Source organism: Mesorhizobium sp. LNJC405B00, assembly GCF_000502615.1.
In the GTDB taxonomy this organism is placed as follows: domain Bacteria; phylum Pseudomonadota; class Alphaproteobacteria; order Rhizobiales; family Rhizobiaceae; genus Mesorhizobium.
Genome location: NZ_AYWC01000013.1, coordinates 44,261 through 63,763, shown reverse-complemented (window position 1 = coordinate 63,763; position 19,503 = coordinate 44,261). Strand labels below are relative to the sequence as shown.

Genomic DNA, 19,503 nt, shown 5'->3' with positions numbered 1-19,503 from the left:
CGCAACGCCGCTGCGGCATTTTGGTTTTGCGTATGATCGCCGGCGAAAACCGACTAGGGTTTCGGGATCATCCGCTGGAAGGAGTTGCGAATGAGAAGGGTCGTCGTCACAGGCCTCGGCATCGTATCGTCGATCGGCAACAACGCCAACGAGGTGCAATCCTCGCTCCATGATGCCAAATCAGGCATCAGCTTCTCAGATTCCTTCGCCGAACACGGCTTCCGCTGCCAGGTCTGGGGCGCGCCGACGCTCGACCCGACCCCTATGATCGACCGGCGCGCCATGCGCTTCCTGAGCCAGGGTGCGGCCTGGAACCATGTCGCGATGGACCAGGCGATCGCCGACGCCGGGCTTGGCGAAAGCGACATCACCAATGAGCGCACCGGCATCGTCATGGGCTCGGGTGGCCCCTCGACCCGCACCATCGTCGAGGCGGCCGAGACCACGCTCAAGAACAACAGCCCCAAGCGCATCGGTCCGTTCGCGGTGCCGAAGGCGATGTCGTCGACCGCGTCGGCGACGCTCGCCACCTGGTTCAAGATTCACGGCGTCAACTATTCGATCTCGTCGGCCTGCTCGACCTCGGCGCATTGCATCGGCAACGCCTACGAACTGATCCAGTGGGGCAAGCAGGATGTGATGTTTGCCGGCGGCCATGAAGACCTCGACTGGACGATGTCGGACCTGTTCGATGCCATGGGCGCGATGTCGTCGAAGTATAACGATCGTGCGCCGACAGCTTCCCGCGCGTATGACGCCAATCGCGATGGCTTCGTCATCGCGGGCGGCGCGGGCGTCCTCATCCTGGAGGAGCTCGAACACGCCAAGGCGCGCGGCGCCAAGATCTACGCTGAGATCGTCGGCTATGGCGCGACGTCGGACGGTTACGACATGGTGGCGCCGTCGGGCGAAGGCGCGGTGCGCTGCATGCGCCAGGCTCTGGCGACGGTGTCCACGCCGGTCGACTACATCAACACCCACGGCACCTCGACGCCGGTCGGCGATTCCCGGGAAATGGGCGCCATCCGAGAGGTGTTCGGCGACAAGATGCCGTTCATCACCTCGACAAAGTCGCTGACCGGCCATTCGCTGGGTGCCGCCGGCGTCCAGGAATCGATCTACTCGATCCTGATGATGCAAGGCGGCTTCATCGGCGAGAGCGCCCACATCGAAAACCTCGATCCCGAATTCGAGGGCATGCCGATCGTGCGCAAGCGCATCGACGACGCCAGGATCGACACGGTTTTGTCCAACTCGTTCGGCTTCGGTGGTACCAACGCAACGCTGATTTTCCAGCGCTATTCCGCATAAGGCCAGCGTTTTATTGTAGGGGGATTGCCGGCCATGGACGGACTGATGAAGGGCAAGCGTGGGCTTGTCATGGGCGTCGCCAACGATCATTCGATCGCCTGGGGCATCGCCAGGAAATTGTCCGAACACGGGGCGGAGCTTGCCTTCACGTATCAGGGCGACGCCTTCGGGCGCCGCGTCAAGCCGCTTGCCGAGAAGCTTGGGGCGTCACTGGTGGTGCCCTGTGACGTCGAGGACAGCGCATCGGTCGCCGCCACTTTCGAGACGCTCGGCAAGGAATGGGGCGGGCTCGACTTCGTCGTCCACGCCATCGGCTTTTCCGACAAGAACGAGCTCAAAGGGCTCTACGCCGACACCAGCCGCGATAATTTCGTCCGCACCATGGTCATTTCCTGCTACTCCTTCACCGAGGTCGCCCGCCATGCCGCCCCGCTGATGAGCGAAGGCGGCGCGATGATCACGCTGACCTATGCCGGCTCTGTCCGCGTCATGCCGAACTACAACGTCATGGGCGTCGCCAAGGCCGGGCTGGAAGCCAGCGTGCGCTATCTCGCCAACGATTATGGCCCGCGCGGCATCCGGGTGAACGGCATATCGGCGGGACCGGTGCGTACTTTGGCCGGCGCCGGAATCTCGGACGCCCGCCACATGTACTCCTACCAGCAGCGCAACTCGCCGCTGCGCCGCACGGTGACCATCGACGAGGTCGGCGGCTCGGCGCTCTATCTTTTGTCCGACCTCTCGTCAGGCGTCACCGGCGAAATCCATTATGTGGATTCCGGCTATCACATCGTGTCGATGCCAACCCTGGATGAGTTGAAGCAGACCGACAGCGTACGCGATTAACTCACCAGTAAAATTAGATGCATCGGCGGAAACTCATTTTAAGGAGATATCCGCTAGAAGTCCTATGGGCTTGGGCTCTGCGCGTTCTTGCTGGGCGCATAGGATGCTTTAGCCTTTATGAATTTGCGCTTGATATTTCCCGAAAGTCGAGTTGATTTCGGGATCATGCGACAGGGACTGAGCAATGCCTGCTGTCAGCAACCCGAAGCGAACACCTGTGTTCCGGCTGCTCACCGTCGCCAGTTCGGGCCTTGGCAGTTTCATCCTTGGGCTTTGGGGCCTCCGGCATGGTTTCGGGGACGGCTTTGCCGGCATGCAGGCGGAAACCATGATCGGCATCGCGTCGGCGCTATGCGCGCTGGCCGCCGCCGGTGCTGCCTTGTCCTTCTTCGCCGGCGTCGATGAATCGGTGGACTACGTTTTCAACGAAACCCATTTCGACAAGCTGACCGGGCTTTTTGCGCGGCCGGCGATGGTCGGCAGAATTGCCGACGCGGCGTCCGCGACGATCAGGACCGGTGAGCCGGTGTTCCTCATCGACATCGACATCGACCGCTTCAAGCAGATCAACGACGCCATCGGCTACAGTCATGGCGACGAACTGATCCGCGGCTTCACCAAGCGGTTGAAGGCCTGCATGCCCGAAGGCGCGGTGATGGGGCGCATCGGCGCCGGCGAGTTCGCTATCCTTGTCTGGGAACACCAACTCCAAAGGTCCATGGAAAGCACCGTCGAAACCATGATCGAGGAGATGCTGAAGCCGTACCAGCTCGATTCCCACCTGCAGTCGGTCGGCCTGTCGGTCGGCATCGTGGCGATGCCAAAGGACGGCGTCGATCCGGTCCTCATCCTGCGCCGCTCCAACCTGGCGCTGCAGAATGCCCGCGCCGGCGGCGTGGGCAACTGGTCGGTCTTCCATTCCGACATGGGCCAGGTCGCCGACTACCGCCACTGGATCGAATCCGAACTGCACATCGCCTTCGACCGTGGCGATTTCGACCTTCACTACCAGCCGCAGCTCGATCTGCCGACCGGCCGTATCGTCGGCTACGAGGCGCTGATCCGCTGGAAGCACCCGGAACGCGGCATGATCCCGCCGATGGAATTCATTCCGATCGCCGAAGAGACCGGCATGATCCACCCGATCGGCAATTGGGTGCTGAACAAGGCCTGCAGCGATGCCCGTCATTTGCCCGAGGACTGCTTCGTTGCCGTCAACATCTCGCCGGTCCAGTTCATGACCAAGGATTTCGTCGGCATCGTGCGCGATACGATGGCCAGCACCGGCATCAAGCCGTCGCGGCTGGAGCTCGAAGTGACCGAGACGGCGATGATGCAGGACCGCGACCGCGCCGCCACCATCCTGCAGCAGCTTGCCGACATGGGCATTTCGGTGGCCGTCGACGATTTCGGCACCGGCTATTCCAATCTCAGCTACCTGATCGACTTCGCCTTCGGCAAGCTGAAGATCGACCGCTCCTTCGTCAGCCGCATCGACACCGATTCGAATTCGGGCGCCGTCGTCTCTACCATCGTCGGCCTGTCGCGGGCGCTCGGCGTCGGCATCATCGCCGAAGGCGTCGAGACCGAGAACCAGGCGACGCTTTTGCGAGCAGCTGGTTGCGAGATGGTGCAGGGCTATCTGTTCGGCAGGCCGGCGCCGCTCAAGATCAAGCCTGGCGACATCAGACCGACCATTCCCGTCCACGAGCCGGCGCGCATCGTCAGCATGCATTGAGGTGACCGGCACCGTCCTATCGGCGCGCGGAGAAAACCTTGAACATGCCGTCGCGGGCGAGCTCGGCATGGCTGGAGAAGACGGCCCTCAGAACCGGCTCATAGGGCAGCTGGCGGTTCGCCACCATGAACAGCCGCCCGCCCGGCTTCAGCGCCTTGCCCGCCGCCTGGATCATGCCGGCGCCGATTTCCGGCTCGGCCGCCCGGCTGCGATGGAAGGGCGGGTTCGTGACGATGGCATCATAGCGCCGCTCGACCGGCTCGCTCAGCAGNGACGTGTGCTCTTCCGATCTGAAGCCGGGCTCGAAGCCTGTCTGGCCGATATTGCCCTTGGCCGCCTCAAGCGCTTCGAAATCCGCTTCGTAAAGGTCGAGCCCCGTTATACCGGGTGAACGTGCCGCGACCTCGGCGGCGAGATAACCCCAGCCGGCGCAGAAATCCGCAATGTTGCCGCGCAGGTCTTTGGGCAGGTTGTCGACCAGAAGTTTCGAGCCGGCGTCGATCCGGTCGAAGGAGAACATGCCGGGCGCGGTGCGGAAGCGGTCCTCTACGACCAAGGCGGGATTGGCGACGCGCAGTTTTTCCGCAGGCGCCAGATCGACCGGACGGCGAAGCCAGAAGGCGATGCCGTGATATTTCGGCAGATGCCCTTCGATCGGAACAAGCTCGTCGATGCGCTTGCGCAGGCTGGCGATGCCTTCGTCCTTGCCGCCGGCGACAATGATCAGACCGCCCGGCGTGACGCGTTCGATCGCCTCGGCAATACGCATCTCGTTTAGCCCACGATGGCGGCCGGCAAACACGAGCGCTGCATCGAATGCATCGCCTTCCGCGCGCGGCGTTACCTTGTGGCCGGCACGCTCCAGCGCTCGGAGATACGGCCGGAAACCCTGTGCAAGATGGAGCTCTGCCTCGAAGCCTTCCGGCAGGCGAAACCCAGGCTCGGCGCCCAGGAACAGCACACGCTCACCCTTTTGCGGCAGAGGGAGCGCCCCGGCCTCGAAGGGGTGAAACAGTGTCTTCAGCGGCTCAGCGGCCATTCTTCGATTCTCATGTCGTAGACGGGTCTTAAACGAAAACGGGCGCGACATAAGCCGCGCCCGTTCAACTCTATTGTCAGACCACTCAGGCGGCGTTTTCTTCGCCTTCGGCCTTCTTGTCGCGGGCGATTTCCTTGCCGGTGGCCTGGTCGACGACCTTCATCGACAGGCGGACCTTGCCGCGCTCGTCGAAGCCCATCAGCTTGACCCAGACCTTGTCGCCTTCCTTGACGACGTCCGAGGTCTTGGCGACCCGGTCGTTGGCAAGCTGCGAGATGTGGACGAGGCCGTCACGCGGACCGAAGAAGTTGACGAAAGCGCCGAAGTCGGCGGTCTTGACGACCGTGCCTTCGTAGATTTCGCCGACTTCCGGCTCGGCGACGATGGTATGGATCCACTTCTTGGCCGCCTCGATCTCCTTGGCGTTCGACGAAGCGATCTTGACCGTGCCGTCGTCCTCGATGTTGATCTTTGCGCCGGTCTTCTCGACGATCTCACGGATAACCTTGCCGCCGGAACCGATCACGTCGCGGATCTTGTCGGTCGGGATGTGCATAACCTCGATGCGCGGTGCGAACTCACCGAGTTCGGGGCGGGCGCCGGTCAGAGCATGCGCCATCTCGCTGAGGATATGCTGGCGGCCGTCCTTGGCCTGGTCCAGCGCGATCTTCATGATCTCCTCGGTGATGCCCTCAATCTTGATGTCCATCTGCAGCGAGGTGATGCCGCCTTCGGTACCGGCAACCTTGAAGTCCATGTCGCCGAGGTGATCTTCGTCACCCAGGATGTCGGACAGAACCGCGAAGCGCTCGCCTTCCTTGATCAGGCCCATCGCGATACCAGCAACCGGCTTGGCCAGCGGAACGCCGGCATCCATCAGCGCCAGCGATGTGCCGCAGACGGTGGCCATCGACGACGAACCGTTGGACTCGGTGATCTCCGAGACGACGCGCAGCGTGTAGGGGAACTGGTCCGCGCTCGGCAGCATCGGACGGATAGCGCGCCAGGCGAGCTTGCCGTGGCCGATTTCGCGGCGGCCCGGCGAACCCATGCGGCCGGTCTCGCCGACGGAGTAGGGAGGGAAGTTGTAGTGAAGGAGGAACTTCTCCTTGTACATGCCGGTCAGCGAATCGACATACTGCTCGTCCTCGCCGGTACCCAGCGTGGCAACGACCAGCGCCTGGGTCTCGCCGCGGGTGAACAGCGCCGAACCGTGCGTGCGCGGCAGGACGCCGACTTCCGAGACGATCTTGCGGACAGTCTTGAGGTCACGGCCATCGATGCGCGAACCGGTGTCGAGGATGTTCCAGCGCACGACCTTGGCCTGGAGTTCCTTGAACACCGAACCGATCTGCTCGGAGGTGTACTTGGCGTCTTCGCCTTCGGCCGGAGCGAACGCTGCCTTGACCTTCGCCTTGACGGCGTCGACGGCGGCGTAACGCTTCTGCTTGTCGACGTTCTTGTAGGCATTGCTGAGCTCGTCGCCGACGATCTTCAGCATTTCGGCTTCAAGCGCGGAGTAGTCCGGCGCCGTGAAATCGCGCGGCTCCTTGGCGGCAACTTCGGCCAGCTTGATAATGGCGTCGATCACCGGCTGGAAGCCCCTGTGGCCGAACATGACGGCGCCGAGCATCAGCTCTTCGCCGAGTTCCTTGGCTTCGGACTCGACCATCAGCACGGCGTCGGCGGTGCCGGCGACAATGAGGTCGAGCCTGGATTCCTGCATCTCATCGACATGCGGGTTGAGCACGTATTCGCCGTTGATGTAGCCGACTCGGGCGCCGCCGACCGGGCCCATGAAGGGAACGCCCGACAGCGTCAAAGCGGCCGAGGTGGCGACGATCGACAGGATATCGGGATCGTTCTCGAGGTCATGCTGGACGACGGTGACGACGATCTGGGTGTCGTTCTTGTAGCCGTCGGCGAAGAGCGGGCGGATCGGGCGGTCGATCAGGCGGGAAACCAGCGTTTCCTTTTCGCTCGGACGTCCCTCGCGCTTGAAGTAGCCGCCGGGGATCTTGCCGGCGGCGTAGGTCTTTTCCTGGTAGTTGACGGTCAGCGGGAAGAAATCGAGGCCTGGCTTCGGCTCCTTCATCGAAACGACGGTGGCGAGAACCTTGGTTTCGCCATAGGTCGCAAGCACCGCGCCGTCAGCCTGACGTGCGATCTTGCCGGTTTCCAGGATGAGCGGACGGCCGCCCCATTCGATTTCCACTTTGTGGTAGTTGAACATATCTTGTCCTTAGTAAGCGGAAAGGGCCGCGCCGTTTCACGGTGCGCGGATGCCCTTTCCCTGGCTTCCTTTCTCGGGCAGCCACGGGCAAGACAACGGGAAGCTCGGGTAGATTCGGCGCTGGTTAGCGCACGAGCGTCCTGCAATCCTGCCCCATGACCGTCCATGGGCGGTTTCGAGTGGCCTCTGCACGCTCGAAACCAGGTCTGGCCAATCGATGCGACTGGCAGAATGCGCGACCGGCGGGCTCTCCTTCGAAAGCCCGCCGGTCAATTCGTCAACGGCGCAGACCGAGCTTCTCGATCAACGTCTGATAGCGCGCGTCATCCTTGCGCTTGAGATAATCAAGCAGGCTGCGGCGCTGGGAGACGAGAGCGAGCAGACCACGGCGGGAATGGTTATCCTTCTTGTGGTCCTTGAAGTGGTCGGTCAGGTTCTTGATGCGCTCGGAAAGGATGGCCACCTGGACTTCCGGAGACCCGGTATCGCCCTTGGCGGTTGCGAATTCACCCATCAATTCCTGTTTGCGCTCGGCAGTAATCGACATCGTGTTTTTCCTTATCTGTTTGAGGAAACGGGTCGCCCTCAGCCGGGATGTCGTCCAGCAGGGGCCGGTGCAAGCAAAGCGACATGGCGCGATGCTGCGGCGCATATAAGGCAATTCCCTGGAAAACACCAGCCCATTCATAAAGCCGGCTCGTCGCAGCCCTTTGCTCAGGAATCCAGGATCCCCCTGACACCTGAAGCTTACAGCCACTTCTTGCTTTTGAAGAAGACGATCAGCCCGACAGCAACGGCCAGCATGAACAGCAGCGAAGCCGGGTAGCCATAGTAGGCTTTCAGTTCCGGCATGTTCCACGGCGAGCTCTCGGGATCGAAATTCATCCCCCAGATACCGACCAGGAAGGTTAGCGGCATGAAAATCACCGAGACGATGGTGAGATAAGAGATCACATCGTTGGTGCGCGCCTGGCTCAGCGACAAATGCATTTCGATCAAGCCGGTCAGCATATCACGCTGGTTCTCGACCAGCTCGATCAGCCGCAATGCGTGGTCGAGCGTGTCGTTGAAGAAGATTTTCGTCTCCGGCTTCACATAGGGCACGTCGTTGCGGATCAGCGTCGCCAGCGTGTCGCGCATCGGCCACAGCACGCCCTTGAGCACATTGGCGTCGCGCCGCAATTCGTGCAGCTGGCGCATCTGATGCTTGTGAGGCGTGTTGAGCATCTCGTCCTCGATGCCATCGACCTCCTCGCTAGCGGCCTCAATCGGCGGGAAATAGCTGTCGACGATGGAATCGATGAGCGCATAGGCCAGATAGTCGGCGCCGCGCATCCGCAAGCGGTTGGGCAACGCTGCGGCGATGCGCTTGCGCACGGGGTCGAACGGATCGCCTTCGCGCTCCTGGAAGGTGACGACGAATTTCTTGCCGAAGAACACCGCGATCTGCTCATAGCGATGCACCTTGACGTCGTCGATCATGCGCATGACGACGAAGGCGTGGTCCTCGAAGAAGTCGACCTTCGGCCGCTGGCCGGTGTTGACGACATCTTCCAGAGCCAGTGGATGCAGGTTGAAGATCCGGCCGGTCTCCTCGATCAGCTGGATGTTGGCGAGACCGGTGCAGTCCAACCAGACGACCGGCCAGTTGTCGCAATGGGTGTTGAGATCGTCGATGCTGGCATCGTTGATGGTCTTGAATTTTTCAGGCGAAATCAGCGTCAGCCGCAGCTCGGACCGTCGCGCCGCCGGATCGGCGATCAGCGTGCCGGGCGAGGCTCCAACCGGCGGCCGGCGCGTTGTCACCGGCGCCCGCTTCTTCACCGCCTCAGCCTTTGCCATGTGCCCCTCGGATGTGACGTCGACGTAAAACTAGACGGGAGTGGTCAGCCGGCAAAGACCCGCTTCGGCTTGAACATGCCTTGCTCGATGGCGCCGATGGCGACAAGCTTGCCGCGCGCGGTGGCGCAGGCTTCCTCGGCTTCCACGGGCGCGTCGCGGCCGCGGATGATGACGGGATTGCCAAGGCGGATCTTGGTCGCCGCTTCGTCGCTGATGGCAATCTGCGGCAGGCAGTCGAGCGCGGCGGCCGTGTCGACGAGCAGCGCATCGATTGCGCCAAAGTCGATCGGCGCGTCGGCAACATCGGCGTCGCCCTCTTCGTCAGCTTCGCGCTGTTCGCCGAAACGGGCGGCTTCCAGTTCGGCGACGGTGACGAAATCCTCCTGGGTGAACGGCTCGACCTCGACCCTGCGCAATTCGGCGATGTGGCCGAAGCAGCCGAGGTCGCGGCCCATGTCGCGGGCCAGCGAGCGCACATAGGTGCCTTTGCCGCATTCGACCTCGAACGAAGTGTGGTCGGCAGCGTGCTCGACGATGTCCAGACGGCCGATCTCGATCTCGCGCGCGGGGATGTCGACTGTCTCGCCCCCACGGGCGAGATCGTAGGCGCGTTCGCCTGATATCTTGATGGCCGAGAATTGCGGCGGTGTCTGCATGATGACGCCGGTGTAGTTCGGCAGCAGCGCCCTGACATCTTCTTCCGCCGGACGGCGGTCGGAACTTTGCGTCACCGGGCCTTCGAGATCGTCGGTCGAACGCTCCTCGCCCCAAGCGACGGTGAACCGGTAGATTTTGGCGCCGTCCTGCACATAAGGCACGGTCTTGGTTGCCTCGCCCAGCGCGATCGGCAGCATGCCAGAGGCCAGCGGGTCGAGCGTGCCGGCATGGCCGGCCTTTTCGGCCTGGAAAAGCCATTTGATCTTGGAGACGGCTTCGGTCGAACCCATGCCAACCGGCTTGTCCAGCACCACCCAGCCGGAGATCGGCCGGCCCTTCTTCTTGCCGCGGCGCCCCACTATTTCTCGTCCTTGTCGTTGTCTTCGCCATCGGTACCCAAGTCTCGCGCGACTTCCGGCGATTTCAGCAAATCGTTGATCCTGGCGAAATTGTCGAAGGACGTATCGAGCTTGAAGCGGAACTCCGGCATGAACTTCATCTGGCGGAGCGCGCCGGAGACGCGGCCACGCACGAACTTCGCGTGCTTGTTGAGCGCGTCGATGACCGCACCCGTGTCCTTGGCGCCGAGCGGCGAAACGAAGGCCGTTGCGACCCTCAGATCAGTGGACATGCGCACTTCCGAGACCGAAACCACGGTGTTCTCGATCAGCGGGTCGATAATCTCGCCGCGCTGCAAGGTTTCCGACAGCGCATGGCGCACCTGTTCGGCGACGCGAAGCATGCGCTGGGATGGGCTGGAGGCGGTTGGACGGGGCATTTTTCTCAATCCGGAAAGCGTGAGGCGCGGGATGGGACCGTGCCGCCATGTCTCATATTTGTTCTATGCATGTCGTTTATCCCGCACTTTTGGGCGACAGGCATTAAAGTTAGGGCGGCGGTCTTTCGACCACCGCCCGGTCGTATCGACAGTATACGAACTCAGAGCGTCCGGGTCACCATCTCGACGCGGAAGCACTCGATGATGTCGCCGACGCGCATGTCCTCGTAGTTCTGGAAGGCCATGCCGCACTCCTGGCCGCCCGGAACTTCCGCGACTTCATCCTTGAAGCGCTTGAGGGTCTTCAGCGTACCTTCGTGGATGACGACGTTGTCGCGGATCAGGCGCACGCCCGCTCCACGCTCGACCTTGCCTTCGGTGACACGGCAGCCGGCGATCTTGCCGACCTTGGTGATGTCAAAGATCTCGAGGATCTCGGCATTGCCGATGAAGGTCTCGCGGCGTTCCGGCGACAGCAGGCCGGAAAGTGCTGCCTTCACATCGTCGACGAGGTTGTAGATGATCGAGTAGTAGCGGATTTCGATGCCCGCGGCCGCCGCGGCCGCACGTGCCTGCACGTTGGCACGGACGTTGAAGCCGATGATCGCGGCCCCCGAGGTCTCCGCCAGCGACACGTCGCTTTCGGTGATGGCGCCGGCGCCGGCATGAACGATGCGCGCACGCACCTCGTCGGTGCCAAGCTTGTCGAGAGCGGCGTTGATCGCCTCGATCGAACCCTGCACGTCGCCCTTGATGACCAGCGGGAATTCCTTCAACCCGCTCGTCTGCAGCTGCGACATCATCTGTTCGAGCGAGCCGCGCTGGCCGGCATGGCGAGCCACTGCCTTCTCGCGCGCCAGACGCTGGCGATATTCGGTGATCTCACGGGCGCGGGCCTCGTTGTTGACGACAGCGAAGCGGTCGCCGGCTTGCGGCGTGCCTTGCAGGCCGAGCACCTCGACCGGCATTGCCGGCGGCGCCTCCTTGATCTGCTCGCCATGGTCGTTGACCAGCGCGCGCACCCGGCCCCATTCGTTGCCGGCGACGAGGATGTCGCCCGGCATCAAAGTGCCGGTCTGCACCAGTACGGTGGCGACGGGGCCACGGCCCTTGTCGAGCTGGGCTTCGATGACCACGCCCTCGGCGGTACGGTCCGGATTGGCCTTGAGGTCGAGGATTTCGGCCTGCAGCAGGATCGCCTCGAGCAGCTTGTCGAGGTTGGTGCCCTTGGTCGCCGACACTTCGACGTCCAGCACTTCACCGCCCATCGATTCGACGAACACCTCATGGCGCAGCAGTTCCGACCGCACCTTCTGCGGATCGGCATCATGCTTGTCGATCTTGTTGATCGCCACGATGATCGGAACGCCGGCCGCCTTGGCATGGCTGATCGATTCGATGGTCTGCGGCATGACGCTGTCGTCGGCCGCCACCACCAGGATGGCGATGTCGGTCGCCTGAGCGCCGCGGGCGCGCATCGCCGTGAAGGCGGCGTGACCGGGCGTGTCGATGAAGGTGATCTTCTGACCGTTCTTCTCGACCTGGTAGGCGCCGATATGCTGGGTGATGCCGCCGGCTTCGCCGGAGACGACATTGGCATTGCGGATGGCGTCGAGCAGCGAGGTCTTGCCGTGGTCGACATGGCCCATGATGGTCACGACAGGCGGCCGCGATACCAGGTCCTCGGCATTGTCGGCAATGTTGAACAGGCCTTCCTCGATGTCGGACTCGGCGACGCGGCGGACCGTGTGGCCGAATTCTGTGGCGACCAGCTCGGCCGTGTCGGCGTCGATGATGTCGCCCGGCTTCAGGATCTGGCCCTGCTTCATGAAGTACTTGACCACATCGACAGCGCGCTCGGACATGCGCTGCGCCAGTTCCTGGATGGTGATGGTTTCAGGCAGGATCACTTCGCGCATAACCTTCTCGCGCGGCTCGTTATGCATCGCGCGCTTGAATTTTTCCTGGCGGCGACGCATCGACGACAGCGAGCGGGCGCGCGCGTCCTCGTCGGAAAGAGCCGTGTTGAGGGTCAGCTTGCCGCGACGACGGTCTTCCTCGGCCTTGGTCGGCTTGGCCGGGCGCGCCACTTCGGGCGTAACCGGACGGCGTACCGGGGCACCGGCGGCGGTGCGCTTCGGCTTGACCTCTTCCTCATCGTCCGACGCCACAAGCTCGGCAGCCTGCGGCGCGCGGCGGCGCGCTTCTTCCTCGGCGCGGCGGCGGGACTCGGCCTCGGTCTGCAGGCGGGCTTCTTCCTCGGCCTGACGGCGCGCGGATTCCTCGCGCTCGCGCTTGCGGCGTTCCTCATCCTCGTTGCGGCGCTTGGCCTCTTCGATGGCGCGTTGGCGGTCCTCGACGTCGCGAACCTTGGAGCCTTCGAGCGCCCTGCGGCGCGCTTCCATTTCATTGCGCGACAGTTCGTTCAGCACCATGCCGCCGCGTTCGGCCGGGGGCGGCGGAGGCGGCGCCTTGGGCGCTTCCTGCACGACGGGGGCTGCCACTACCGCGGGCTTGGGCGTAAATACGGGTGCAGCCACCGGCTCCGGCTTGTCGCCGGGCATGGAGAATTTGCGCTTCTTGATCTCGACCTGGACCTGCTTGGTGCGGCCATGCGAGAAATTCTGTCGCACGACGCTCTGCTCGGTACCGGGGCGCTTCAGCGTCAAGGTCTTCTTCGGTGTAACACTCAACGTCTTATCGTCGCCCGATTTCGTATCGCTCATTCCATATCCTCTGCAGCATCATCTTCGTCAGCAACGGCCGCAAGCATTGCCAGATCGTCGGGGGTTCCGCCCCGATATCGGTCGAGCGCAACCATGCGCCTCTCAACCGCCTTGCCCGCGTCTCCCGCGAGAACGGCAGCATGTATCACATTTGTACCCCCCAATGCCAAGCTCAACTCGGCCTCGGAGAAAAGTTTGTAGGCAAGGACTGCCGGCCCGCCGAGGTGGACAGTTGCCCGCCGCGCCTGACTGATCTTGCGCACGCCATCGTCGGATGCCTCGGTCGCGTGGAGCACGAAAAGCGCCAACCCCGAGCGCACCGCGCTCTCGACCTTGGTTGCGCCGAGTGCGATCGAGCCAGCCTTGCGGGCAAGGCCGAGCATACCCAAAGCGGATCGTGCAAGCAGTCCGTCGACCATGCCGCCGAGATCGGGCGGCACGACGACGTGCGCCTTGAAGGCGCGGGCAAACAGGTTCTTCGCCGCCGCCTTGTCGATATGTAGGCGGTCGGCGCTCACCCAACAACCACGGCCGGGCAGATTTCTCTTCAGGTCAGGAACGACGGCCGAATCCGGGCCGACGACGAAACGGATCAGCTCATCCGGCTCGGCTTGCTTGCGCGTGACGATGCAGGTGCGATCGTTCATCTCGTCCTGGGGCGGGTTGTGTGCGATGCGGTTTCACCTCACGCACCAACGGCTTCGTCAGCCGGGACCTGTTCGGCTGCAAGCTCGTCTTCGGTGATCCAGCCGGCCTTGAGGCGGGCTGCCAGAACCATCTGCTCGGCGTCGGCGCGCGACACGCCGTGATTGGCGAGCACACCCGGGAATACCTTGGTCTCGCCGTCCTTGCGTTCCTTCCAGCCGGTCAGGTCGTCGGCGGCATAGCCGGCGAAATCCTCGATCGTCTTCACGCCATCCTCGCCGAGCGTCACCATCATGGCGGTGGTGACGCCAGGGATCTCGCGCAGTTCGTCGGTGACGCCCAGCGCCTTGCGCTTGTCGTCATGCTCGGCTTCGATCTTCTCCAGATATTCGCGGGCGCGGGTCTGGATTTCCGAAGCGGTGTCTTCGTCGAAACCGTCGATCGAGGCGATCTCGCCCGAATCGACATAGGCAACTTCCTCGACGCTGGTGAAGCCTTCGGAGGCCAAAACCTGGCCGACCATCTCGTCGACATCGAGGGCTTCCATGAACAGCGACGAGCGTTCGACGAATTCCTTCTGGCGGCGCTCGGACTCCTCGGCCTCGGTCAGGATGTCGATGTCCCAGCCGGTGAGCTGCGAGGCAAGACGCACGTTCTGGCCGCGACGGCCGATGGCCAGCGACAGCTGGTCGTCGGGAACCACCACTTCGATGCGCTCGGCATCCTCGTCGAGCACGACCTTGGCGACTTCCGCCGGCTGCAGCGCGTTGACGATGAAGGAGGCGGCCGAAGGCGACCACGGAATGATGTCGATCTTTTCGCCCTGCAATTCGCCGACCACGGCCTGGACGCGGCTGCCGCGCATACCGACGCAGGCGCCGACCGGATCGATCGACGAGTCACGCGAAATGACGGCGATCTTGGCGCGCGAGCCTGGGTCGCGGGCGACCGACTTGATCTCGATGATGCCGTCATAGATTTCCGGCACTTCCATGGTGAAGAGCTTGGCCATGAACTGCGGATGGGTGCGCGACAGGAATATCTGCGGGCCGCGCTGTTCGCGGCGCACGTCGTAGACATAGGCGCGGACGCGGTCGCCGTACTTGTAGTTTTCACGCGGGATCAGCTCGTCGCGGCGGATAATGGCCTCGCCACGGCCGAGATCGACGATGACGTTGCCATATTCGACGCGCTTGACGGTGCCGTTGACGATCTCGCCGATGCGGTCCTTGTATTCGTCATACTGGCGGTCGCGCTCGGCCTCGCGCACTTTCTGCACGATGACCTGCTTGGCCGACTGGGCGGCGATGCGGCCGAAATCCATTGGCGGCAGCTGTTCGGCGATGAAGTCGCCAAGCTGGGCGTCCGGATTGCGCTCGCGGGCCGAGGAAATGGCGATCTGGGTGGCGTAGTCGTCGACCTTCTCGACCACTTCCATCAGCCGCTGCAGCTTCATCTCGCCGGTGTTGCCGTTGATGTCGGCGCGGATGTTGGTTTCCTGGCCGTAGCGCGAGCGCGCGGCCTTCTGGATCGCATCAGCCATGGCGGCAATGACGATCGACTTGTCGATCGACTTTTCACGCGCCACCGCGTCGGCGATCTGCAGCAGTTCAAGTCTGTTGGCGCTTACAACCATCTTATTTCTCCCGAGCTTGTTGCCGAGCTTTTAGGCCCGGCCGCTCATCATAGTTCCTGTTCGATTTCGTCTTCCGCGCCGCCTTCAGCACCTTCGGGTGCATCATCAGCTTCGCCGCGGCGTTTCTTGGCTTCCTTGCGTTCCCGGTTGTCCTTCGAAAGGGCATCGCGAATAAGGTCGTCGGTGAGGATCAGCCGCACATCGGCGATCGCGTCATAAGGAATGCGAACCGTCGGCTCTTCGCCGTAGGCGGCCTTGTCGCGCTCGAGCAGCATGTCGTCTTCGCCGGCTTCGGCGATCTTGCCCTTGAAGCGCTTGCGGTCGGCGACCGGCACCGAGGTTTCCATCTTCACAAGATGGCCGGTCCAGGTGACGAAATCCGACTTGCGTACCAGCGGCCGGTCGATGCCCGGCGACGACACTTCGAGATGATAGGCCTTTTCGATCGGGTCATCGACGTCGAGCGCCGGCGACACAGCGCGGCTGACCTCTTCGCAATCCTCGACGGTCATGGTGCCGTCTTCGCGTTCGGCCATGATCTGCAGCGTCAGGCCGTTCTGGCCCGACAGATGCACCCGCACGAGACGGAAGCCAATGCCTCGCAACACCGGCTGAACGATCAGCGCGATGCGCGCATCGATACCGCTTTCGCGGATGATGCGGTCGTCGGCTTCGCTTGCCGTTGCAGTCATGCGGTTCCTGTCGTTCTCTGGATCAGGATGATCGTCGTCCCGAACCATCTCTTTGCTGATGGCTGACCGGCAGGTAATAAAAAAGAGCGGGACCGGGTGGACCCACTCTTCGTCATACCGACCAAGAATTTGAGGCTGATATAAACGATCCCGGCCGGTGTTTCAAGTCTGTTGACGGGCCGGGCAGAGTGCAGCCGGGGACGGCTGGCAGGATTGCGCGCGGCGCATGCCGGCTATGCGGTAACGGCCCTGTGATCCCGGATTTCACATCCCTATCTATGTTGCACTGCACAAATCAAAGATGAGCGCGCGGTGGCGCGCGAAAGGTCAAGACAATGAGCAACCGTACCGTGTTTTCCGCCATAGGCGACGCCTTTGCCCTGTTCGGCAGCGCCGTTGCCGCCTCGCGGGCCGTCGAAGCCGGCCGCAAGCCGCGCGCCAACGATCTGCGCCGGCTCGGCATGGACCCGACCGCTTTCGGCAAGATCGGCCGTTTCTGAACCAGACCGGCTGTCGATGCGGGACACTTTCCCGCATCGAACTATTTTCTGATGAAGGTGAGATAGGCCGGCCGTCGGCCCTCGCGAATGGCTTTCGCCTCGTAGCGTGTGCCCGGCCAGCCTTCATAGGGCCGATGCCAGTCGGCCCCATCTTGCACCTGCCAGAGGAGCGCGCCATGCGCCCGACAGTGCAACAAGGTCCAGTTCACATAGGTGTCGATGTCGGATGCGAAGCGGAATTTTCCGCCCGGCTTCAGCACGCGCGCGAACCGATCGAGGTTGAGCGGGCTGACAAAGCGCCGCTTCCAATGCTTTTTCTTCGGCCAGGGATCGGGGTAGAGCAGATCGATGCCGTCGAGCGACGCCTGCGGCAACCAATCGAGCAGGCGCGTGGCGTCGTCGTCATAAACGCGAAGATTGGCAAGCGGCTTTTCCCGCACCGCCATCATCAACTTGGCCATGCCGTTGACGAACGGCTCGACACCGATGAAGCCGGTCGCCGGTGCCTCCGTGGCACGGTGCAGCAGATGCTCACCGCCGCCGAAGCCGATTTCCAGCCGAACCGTTGAAACATCCGCTGAGAATAGCGCGCGCAATTCTGCCGGTGCCTGGACGGAGAGGTCGAGGCCATACGCTCCAAGACCGCTTTCCAGCGCCGCGGCCTGCTGCGGGCGAATGGTCTTGCCGTGCCGGCGGCCGAAGAACCCTTCGGTCGCGCGGCTCCGCCTGTCCTGTGGATCCATGGCCTGGTCGCGCGCCGCGCTTAGATTGAGATGAGATTTGGGATTGAGATGAGATTTGGCTGAAATCTCATTCTCAATCTAATCCTTTGTTGGAGCATGATCTTTTCCAAAAAACCGGTACCACTTTTTGGAATCATGCCTAAGCAGCGATCGCGTCCTTGAGCGCCTTGGCCAGATCGGTCTTTTCCCAGGAGAAGGACCCGTCTCGGCCGGCCTTGCGGCCGAAATGGCCGTAGGACGAGGTCTTTGCGTAGATCGGCTTGTTGAGGTCGAGATGCCTGCGGATGCCGGATGGCGACAAATCCATCACCGTGCGCAGCGCTTCCTCGAGCTTGGCCTCGTCGACCTTGCCGGTGCCGTGCAGGTCGACATAGACCGACAGCGGCTGGGCAACGCCGATGGCGTAGGACAGCTGGATGGTGCAGCGGTCGGCGAGCTTGGCCGCCACTACATTTTTGGCGAGATAGCGCGCCGCATAGGCGGCGGAGCGGTCGACCTTGGTGGTGTCCTTGCCGGAGAAGGCGCCGCCGCCGTGCGGGGCAGCACCACCGTAGGTGTCGACGATGATCTTGCGGCCGGTCAGGCCGGCGTCGCCGTCCGGTCCACCGATGACGAACTTGCCCGTCGGGTTGATGTACCACATGCAATCGTCGGCGATCTTGAGGTCGCCGAGCGCCTCACGGATGTAAGGCTCAACGACCTTGCGGACCTTCTTGGAATCCCAGGTCGCGTCGAGATGCTGCGTCGACAGCACGATCTGCGTCGCTTCGGCGGCTTTGCCATCGACATAGCGAACGGTGACCTGGCTCTTGGCGTCGGGTCCGAGCTTGCCGGCTTCGCCGTTGTTTTCGTGACGGGCAGCGGCGAGCAGTTCGAGAATCTTGTGGCTGTAATAGATCGGCGCCGGCATCAGGTCCGGGGTCTCGCGGCAGGCATAGCCGAACATGATGCCCTGGTCGCCGGCACCCTCTTCGCCCTGGCGGTCGGCGGCGTTGTCGACTCCCTGGCCGATGTCGGGCGACTGGCCGTGCAGCAGAACCTCGATCTTTGCCGTCTTCCAGTGGAAGCCGGCCTGCTCGTAGCCGATTTCGCGGATCGCCTTGCGGGCGACCGACTTGAACTTGGCCGGGTTGACGACCGAATGCCCGGCGGCGTCCTTGAGGATGTTGCCGGCTTTGTCCCGCTTCAGCAGAGTATCGGGAACCCTTACTTCGCCGGCGATGACGACGCGGTTGGTGGTTGCGAGCGTCTCGCAGGCGACGCGGACTTTCCACGGGTCCATGCCGGTCTTCTTGGCCTCGCGATAGACCAGATCGACGATCTCGTCCGAGATGCGGTCACAGACTTTATCGGGATGACCCTCGGCCACGGATTCCGAGGTGAAGAAGTAGTTCTGCCGCGTCACGGGTGTCCCCTCTTGAAAAAACGATCGGCAGGGCTGCCGATTTTGGCGCGCCACGTGTTAACGGTGCCGGGCGCCGCTCGTCAAGCGGTGCCGCGGTTCTGGCATGAGTGCCGCAGCAATATATCTTGTACCACCGGCGGCTTGGCGCCGCCGGCAGTCGAGCCTCTGGGCTACTCGGGCCCGGGGGATTACTGGGGCCAATGGGTCAATCGACCCACCGAATCACTCGGCATCTTCGGCAGAAAGGGACTTCACAAGGTCGATAATCCGGCGGCGCACCTTCACATCCGCGATCTTGACGAACGCGCGGTTGAGCTGAAGCCCTTCCGGACTGCCGCAGAATTCGACGGCGAAAGCCATCGAAGTGTCCTCGGCAAATCCTCTATTACCCACCGGCTCCTGCCCTGGCGCATCCTCGAAAAAGAAGGCGACAGGCACGCTGAGTATCGAGGCTATTGCCTGCAGACGGCTGGCGCCGACGCGGTTCGTTCCTTTTTCATATTTTTGGATCTGCTGAAACGTAATACCGAGATTTTCACCAAGCTTTTCCTGGCTCATTCCAAGCATATTGCGCCGAAGGCGGACGCGACTTCCGACATGGATGTCGATCGGATTCGGTTTCTTCTTGTTTTCTTCTGTCATTTTTTCCTCGCCGAATTTTTCCGGCCTTTTCTATTTTTCTCGCCCAAACGAAGCCGGAGCCAACTGCCCC

The 19,503-nt window shown here is 62.7% G+C and carries 17 protein-coding genes; 4 read left to right on the top strand and 13 right to left on the bottom strand.

From position 1 onward, the window contains the following. Window positions 1–90 precede the first annotated feature (90 nt). The 3 genes from fabB (at window position 91) to X756_RS143460 (ending at window position 3,895) form a co-directional block, all read left to right on the top strand. Window positions 91–1,311 carry a beta-ketoacyl-ACP synthase I gene (gene fabB, locus X756_RS143450; RefSeq protein WP_023688735.1) on the top strand — a complete coding sequence of 407 codons (1,221 nt, stop codon included), beginning with the start codon at window positions 91–93 and terminating at the stop codon, window positions 1,309–1,311. A 33-nt stretch (window positions 1,312–1,344) separates the two neighbouring features. Beyond that, complete coding sequence (gene fabI, locus X756_RS143455; protein WP_023669564.1) at window positions 1,345–2,157, top strand: enoyl-ACP reductase FabI; 813 nt, start codon at window positions 1,345–1,347, stop codon at window positions 2,155–2,157. 184 nt (window positions 2,158–2,341) lie between these two features. Continuing rightward, a complete protein-coding gene (locus tag X756_RS143460; protein WP_023730931.1) occupies window positions 2,342–3,895 on the top strand; it encodes a bifunctional diguanylate cyclase/phosphodiesterase in 1,554 nt (517 codons plus the stop codon). 16 nt (window positions 3,896–3,911) lie between these two features. On the opposite strand, the gene X756_RS143465 is transcribed toward X756_RS143460, so the two are convergent. The 10 genes from X756_RS143465 to rimP all read right to left on the bottom strand — a co-directional run bounded on the left by X756_RS143465 (window position 3,912) and on the right by rimP (window position 16,143). Next, window positions 3,912–4,934, bottom strand: a complete 1,023-nt coding sequence (locus tag X756_RS143465; protein ID WP_023730930.1) for a class I SAM-dependent methyltransferase — start codon at window positions 4,932–4,934, stop codon at window positions 3,912–3,914. 85 nt (window positions 4,935–5,019) lie between these two features. Next, complete coding sequence (pnp, locus tag X756_RS143470; RefSeq protein WP_023730929.1) at window positions 5,020–7,167, bottom strand: polyribonucleotide nucleotidyltransferase; 2,148 nt, start codon at window positions 7,165–7,167, stop codon at window positions 5,020–5,022. Between the two features lie 277 nt (window positions 7,168–7,444). Continuing rightward, on the bottom strand, window positions 7,445–7,855 hold the full coding sequence (rpsO, locus tag X756_RS143475) for a 30S ribosomal protein S15 (RefSeq protein ID WP_280790678.1): 411 nt from the start codon (window positions 7,853–7,855) through the stop codon (window positions 7,445–7,447). Window positions 7,856–7,914: 59 nt separating this feature from the next. Then, window positions 7,915–9,009, bottom strand: coding sequence for a magnesium/cobalt transporter CorA (gene corA, locus X756_RS143480; protein WP_023730928.1), 1,095 nt, complete (start codon window positions 9,007–9,009; stop codon window positions 7,915–7,917). 44 nt (window positions 9,010–9,053) lie between these two features. Beyond that, complete coding sequence (truB, locus tag X756_RS143485; protein WP_023703480.1) at window positions 9,054–10,025, bottom strand: tRNA pseudouridine(55) synthase TruB; 972 nt, start codon at window positions 10,023–10,025, stop codon at window positions 9,054–9,056. Next, a complete protein-coding gene (rbfA, locus tag X756_RS143490; RefSeq protein ID WP_023692585.1) occupies window positions 10,025–10,444 on the bottom strand; it encodes a 30S ribosome-binding factor RbfA in 420 nt (139 codons plus the stop codon). Before rbfA ends, truB begins: the two co-directional genes overlap by 1 nt. A gap of 161 nt (window positions 10,445–10,605) precedes the next feature. Continuing rightward, entirely contained in the window at window positions 10,606–13,170 is a 2,565-nt protein-coding gene (gene infB / locus X756_RS143495) for a translation initiation factor IF-2 (RefSeq protein ID WP_023726861.1), read from the bottom strand. After that, window positions 13,167–13,817: an RNA-binding protein gene (locus X756_RS143500; RefSeq protein ID WP_023730927.1), complete on the bottom strand. Its 651-nt coding sequence runs from the start codon at window positions 13,815–13,817 to the stop codon at window positions 13,167–13,169. Before X756_RS143500 ends, infB begins: the two co-directional genes overlap by 4 nt. 38 nt (window positions 13,818–13,855) lie before the next feature. Then, entirely contained in the window at window positions 13,856–15,451 is a 1,596-nt protein-coding gene (gene nusA / locus X756_RS143505; protein ID WP_023730926.1) for a transcription termination factor NusA, read from the bottom strand. A 47-nt stretch (window positions 15,452–15,498) separates the two neighbouring features. After that, window positions 15,499–16,143 (bottom strand): ribosome maturation factor RimP, encoded by a 645-nt coding sequence (rimP, locus tag X756_RS143510; RefSeq protein WP_023669554.1) that lies wholly within the window; start codon window positions 16,141–16,143, stop codon window positions 15,499–15,501. A 335-nt stretch (window positions 16,144–16,478) separates the two neighbouring features. Here rimP and X756_RS1000000167985 point away from each other — a divergent pair, with 335 nt between their 5' ends. Then, the gene (locus tag X756_RS1000000167985) at window positions 16,479–16,643 is read left to right on the top strand and encodes a hypothetical protein (protein WP_023669553.1); all 165 of its coding nucleotides are present in this window, start codon (window positions 16,479–16,481) and stop codon (window positions 16,641–16,643) included. A gap of 41 nt (window positions 16,644–16,684) precedes the next feature. Here the strand turns inward: X756_RS1000000167985 and X756_RS143515 are convergent, their stop codons facing one another. From X756_RS143515 to X756_RS143525, 3 genes are all read right to left on the bottom strand, one after another. Further along, a complete protein-coding gene (locus X756_RS143515; RefSeq protein ID WP_023669552.1) occupies window positions 16,685–17,386 on the bottom strand; it encodes a tRNA (guanosine(46)-N(7))-methyltransferase TrmB in 702 nt (233 codons plus the stop codon). Window positions 17,387–17,525: 139 nt separating this feature from the next. Next, window positions 17,526–18,791, bottom strand: a complete 1,266-nt coding sequence (gene metK / locus X756_RS143520; RefSeq protein ID WP_023669551.1) for a methionine adenosyltransferase — start codon at window positions 18,789–18,791, stop codon at window positions 17,526–17,528. 222 nt (window positions 18,792–19,013) lie between these two features. Next, complete coding sequence (locus X756_RS143525) at window positions 19,014–19,433, bottom strand: helix-turn-helix domain-containing protein (protein WP_023669550.1); 420 nt, start codon at window positions 19,431–19,433, stop codon at window positions 19,014–19,016. Window positions 19,434–19,503 lie beyond the last annotated feature (70 nt).

Excerpts from the sequence above, each read along its gene's own strand:
- fabB (WP_023688735.1), top strand. The coding sequence starts at position 91 with ATGAGAAGGGTCGTCGTCACAGGCCTCGGCATCGTATCGTCGATCGGC.
- fabI (WP_023669564.1), top strand. The coding sequence starts at position 1,345 with ATGGACGGACTGATGAAGGGCAAGCGTGGGCTTGTCATGGGCGTCGCC.
- X756_RS143460 (WP_023730931.1), top strand. The coding sequence starts at position 2,342 with ATGCCTGCTGTCAGCAACCCGAAGCGAACACCTGTGTTCCGGCTGCTC.
- pnp (WP_023730929.1), bottom strand. The coding sequence starts at position 7,167 with ATGTTCAACTACCACAAAGTGGAAATCGAATGGGGCGGCCGTCCGCTC.
- rpsO (WP_280790678.1), bottom strand. The coding sequence starts at position 7,855 with ATGAATGGGCTGGTGTTTTCCAGGGAATTGCCTTATATGCGCCGCAGC.
- corA (WP_023730928.1), bottom strand. The coding sequence starts at position 9,009 with ATGGCAAAGGCTGAGGCGGTGAAGAAGCGGGCGCCGGTGACAACGCGC.
- rbfA (WP_023692585.1), bottom strand. The coding sequence starts at position 10,444 with ATGCCCCGTCCAACCGCCTCCAGCCCATCCCAGCGCATGCTTCGCGTC.
- infB (WP_023726861.1), bottom strand. The coding sequence starts at position 13,170 with ATGAGCGATACGAAATCGGGCGACGATAAGACGTTGAGTGTTACACCG.
- X756_RS143500 (WP_023730927.1), bottom strand. The coding sequence starts at position 13,817 with ATGAACGATCGCACCTGCATCGTCACGCGCAAGCAAGCCGAGCCGGAT.
- nusA (WP_023730926.1), bottom strand. The coding sequence starts at position 15,451 with ATGGTTGTAAGCGCCAACAGACTTGAACTGCTGCAGATCGCCGACGCG.
- rimP (WP_023669554.1), bottom strand. The coding sequence starts at position 16,143 with ATGACTGCAACGGCAAGCGAAGCCGACGACCGCATCATCCGCGAAAGC.
- X756_RS1000000167985 (WP_023669553.1), top strand. The coding sequence starts at position 16,479 with ATGAGCAACCGTACCGTGTTTTCCGCCATAGGCGACGCCTTTGCCCTG.
- X756_RS143515 (WP_023669552.1), bottom strand. The coding sequence starts at position 17,386 with ATGGATCCACAGGACAGGCGGAGCCGCGCGACCGAAGGGTTCTTCGGC.
- X756_RS143525 (WP_023669550.1), bottom strand. The coding sequence starts at position 19,433 with ATGACAGAAGAAAACAAGAAGAAACCGAATCCGATCGACATCCATGTC.